1 protein-coding gene and 2 pseudogenes are annotated in these 4,124 nt (G+C 71.0%); all 3 read left to right on the top strand.

Annotation, left to right across the window (positions count from 1 at the left end; all coding sequences use genetic code 11):
• Positions 1–182, top strand: a pseudogene (locus ACGF0D_RS43985) (ATP-binding protein); the annotation flags it as partial.
• A gap of 477 nt (positions 183–659) precedes the next feature.
• A complete protein-coding gene (locus ACGF0D_RS43980) occupies positions 660–4,022 on the top strand; it encodes a nitrate- and nitrite sensing domain-containing protein (RefSeq protein WP_392926165.1) in 3,363 nt (1,120 codons plus the stop codon).
• A 10-nt stretch (positions 4,023–4,032) separates the two neighbouring features.
• Positions 4,033–4,124 (top strand): annotated as a pseudogene (locus ACGF0D_RS43975) (roadblock/LC7 domain-containing protein); the annotation flags it as partial.

Here is a 4,124-nt window from a genome sequence, read left to right as displayed (position 1 = left end):
CCTTCGTCGTCGCCCTCAACGGCTTCGACGGACACCAGCCCCACACCCCCGACGAAGTCCGCGAAGCCCTCCAACTCGGCGCCGACACCCCCGTCGTCACCCTCGACGCCCGCCGCCGCGACAGCGCCAAGAGCGCCCTCATCACCCTCGTCGAACACGCCCTCCTCGCCCGACTCCGCTGAACGAGGGCGACCGCGAGCACACGAGCGCGCGAACACCCGCGCCGAGCCGAAGGGGCCCAGGGCGCCCCGGAGGCGAGCGCGCGAGCAACCGCACAGCCCCGACGGCCCGTCCTCACGACGGGCCGTCGGGGCGGCGACGCTTACCGGCCGGTGTCCTCCGGGGGCCCCGCGCAAGACCCGTGTATAAGCAGCGGATAACAGTTCGGTAGGCATTTTGTGATCAACAATGACTCAGTGTGGCGAATTGGCGTCGCTCAGCGCCTGGTGACCACTGTTTTGCTCCGTCATGTCGGTGATTGTCCGGATTGTGCCGACGCGGGTGCCGGGCTGCGGCTGTTTGTCCCCCATCCCTGCACGTGCTGAAATTCCAGCTACCCCTGGGTGTCTCCTGCGCCGGTCCGTCCGGCGGTGGGACAGGGCCCCGGGGTAGCGCTGGATTGATCCATGGCCGGCATTCGGCCGAGAGGTAGTTGTCGAGTGAGGCGTAAGCAGCAACCCGCCCCGCAGCGGCGCTCCGAGCCCCGCCAGAGCGAGCCGAACGGTACCCCGGGGGATCCGGCCGGATTCTCCGCGTTCACTCCCACCGAGGAACGCGCCCAGTCCCCCGTCCCGGCCGCCGAACCCCAGGCCGCGCCCACGACGCCCCGCGGCAGCGGATCGTCGGGCGACGGCAGTGGCGGCGGCTCCAGCCGGTACGACTTCCTCCGCCCGCGCAACTGGCGCGTGCCGACCCGTCTGATCGCGATCCTGCTGATCCCCGTGATCATCAGTCTCGTCTTCGGCGGCCTGCGAGTGAACACCTCGGTCGACGGCTACATCAAGGCCTCCCGCGCCGAGAAGACCGCCGAGCTGGCCAAGGCGGCGACCGAACTCGCCGAGGCGCTGGAGAACGAGCGCGACAAGACGCTCATACCCCTGATCACCAAGCAGGACCCGAACAACGAGGTGACCAAGCGGCGCAACGACACCGACGCCGCGCTGAAGGCGTACAACGCCGCCTATGCCGCCTCCGACAAGTCCGGTGAGCTCCCCCGCCGCCACGAGGCCTTCCAGGTCATGGTCATCGACCTGCCGCACCTGCGGGCCAACGCGTACAACCCGGAGCTGTTCATCAGCGCCACCGCCAACGCGTACTCGGTGATGCTCGACCCGCTGCTGGCCTTCGACAACTCGGTCGGCATGGGCTCCGCCAACGCCACCAGCAAGGGCCGCGCGATCTACGCGATGTCGCTGGCCAAGGCCGCCGCCTCGACCCAGCGCGCGCTGATGCTCAACCTGCTCGTCGGCATCTCGGCGAACGCCACCACGCGCTACGAGAACCAGGACGTGATCCAGCAGATCCTGGTCTCGCAGAAGCTGGAGCAGGTCTCCCTCAACGAGTTCAACACCGGCAGCGCGCCCGAGGACGCCCGGAAGTACGCGGAGGCGCAGGTCGCCCAGTTCGCCGCCCAGGAGCGCTCGGCGTACAAGATGCCCAACGGCGCGGCGCCCACCATGCAGGGCCTGCTCCAGCTCGGCGCCGCCTACAGCCAGGCCGCCGCGGAGGGCCAGCTGAAGGGCAAGGCCGTCGCCGACGCCGCGTACGCCGAGGCGAGGAACGCCGGCCTGACCCCGGACAACTGGAACCAGGCCGCCAACACCCACATCCAGGCCCTGCGGAACACCGAAGTCGCGCTGCTGGACGACGTCCTCAACGACTCCCGCGCCCTGAAGGACAACGCGCTCTACGACGCCATCCTCAACACGGTCATCGTCGTCGCGGCGCTCATCCTGGCCGGTCTGCTCACCGGCTACGTGGCCCGCTCGATGATTCTCGGCATGCGCACCCTGCGCAACGCCGCCCTGGAGATCGCCGACCACCGCCTGCCGGACCTGGTCGAGAAGCTCTCCAAGACCGACCCCGACCGGGTCGACACCTCGGTGGCCCCGATCCCGCTGCACGGCAAGGACGAGATCGGCGAGGTCGCCCGGGCGTTCGACCAGGTCCACCAGCAGGCCGTGGCGCTCGCCGCCGAGCAGGCCCTGCTGCGAGGGAACGTCAACGCGATCTTCACCAACCTGTCGCGCCGCAGCCAGAGCCTGATCCAGCGCCAGCTGGCGCTGATCACCGACCTGGAGAACAACGAGGCCGACCCGGACCAGCTGGAGAACCTCTTCAAGCTGGACCACCTGGCCACCCGCATGCGCCGCAACGGTGAGAACCTGCTCGTCCTCGCGGGCGAGGAGGCCGGCCGCCGCTGGAACACCCCGGTCCCGCTGGTCGACGTGCTCCGCGCCGCCGCGTCCGAGGTGGAGCAGTACGAGCGCGTCGAGCTCTCCGGCATCCCGGAGGTCGAGGTCGTCGGCGCCGCCGTGACCGACCTCGTCCACCTGCTCGCCGAGCTGCTGGAGAACGCCACCTCGTTCTCCAGCCCGCAGACCCGGGTGATGGTCAACGCGACCCGCCTGCCGGACGGCCGGGTGCTGGTCGAGATCCACGACAAGGGCATCGGCCTCACCGCCGAGGACTTCGCGGAGATCAACGAGAAGCTGGCCGAGCCGCCCACGGTGGACGCCACCATCTCCCGCCGCATGGGCCTGTTCGTGGTCGGTCGGCTCTCCCAGCGGCACGACGTCCGCGTCCAGCTCCGCCCGTCCGGCGAGTCCGCCGGCACCACCTCGCTGGTCATGCTCCCGCCGTTCGTCACCCAGTCCGGTGCGGCGCCGGAGCCGGACGAGCAGTTCACCGTCTCCCGGATCTTCGCCGAGCAGGAGCCGACCGCCGAGTGGGCGCCGGAAGCCCCCTCCCGCAGCGCGGCCGAGCTCGGCTTCGACGACCACCTCACCGGCATCGGCAACGCCGGCTCCAGCGGGTTCAGCCCGGCCCTGGAGTCCGTCCAGCGCTCGCAGCGCCTCGACCAGGTCCGCCGCGCGGCCCTGGACAGCGGCCCGCACGCGCCGGTGGTGGACGCCGAGGTCGAGGAGGACTACCAGCAGGGCTACGACCAGTACGCCCCGCAGGGCTACGAGCAGCCGCAGGCCCAGGCCGACGACCAGTACGGCTACGACCAGGGCGGCTACCAGCAGGACGAGTACCACCAGCAGGACGAGTACGCCCAGGACGGCTACGACCAGTACGCCCCGCAGGGCTACGGGCAGCAGCAGGGCTACGCCGACGACCGGTACGGCTACGATCAGGGCGGCTACCAGCAGGACTACGCCGACCAGTACGGCCGTCCGGCCGAGGAGTCCCCGGCCGGCCACCCGTACGCCCCGGAGCCGCCCGCGCTGCCCGCCGCCGAGCCGTCGCACACCACCCTGGCGTCCGGGCTGCCGCAGCGCCGCCCCGGCGAGCAGCTGGCCGGCGGTGGCCCCGCCTCCGCTCCGGCCGGCGGCAGCCCGTCCGGCGAGAGCCCGAACTGGTTCGCCGGCGCCAAGGACACCTCGACACCGGCGGCCCAGCGTGGCCACGACGTGTCCGCGCTCGGCGGTTACGGCCCGACCGGCCCGACCGCCAGCGCCGCCTGGCAGTCGCCGAACGACGGCGACTGGCAGCGGGCCGAGCAGCTGCGTGAGCCCGCCTCCGGCGGCACCACCGGTGCCGGTCTGCCGAGGCGCGTGCCCAAGCAGAACCTGGTGCCCGGCAACGCCAAGTCCACCCCGCAGGACGGGCCGCAGGTCTCCCGCAGCCCGGAGGAGGTCCGTGGCCGCCTCACCAACCTGCGCCGCGGTGTGGAGCAGGGCCGCAGTGCCGGTAACACCGGAAGCTTCCGGATCGACCCCGATCAGGTAGACCAGTCCGGCAACGGACAGAACCGCAGCACCGATCTCTTCGGCGGCTCGAACCACCAGGAGCGTTGAGTTGACTCAGATGAGCCAGGCCGCACAGAACCTGAACTGGCTGATCACCAATTTCGTGGACAACACCCCCGGGGTGTCCCACACCGTGGTGGTCTCCGCGGA

It is taken from the genome of Kitasatospora sp. NPDC048298 (genome assembly GCF_043201465.1).
Taxonomy (GTDB): domain Bacteria; phylum Actinomycetota; class Actinomycetes; order Streptomycetales; family Streptomycetaceae; genus Kitasatospora.
Note: the sequence above shows the minus strand (reverse complement) of the source record. Positions and strands in the feature narration are given on the sequence as shown.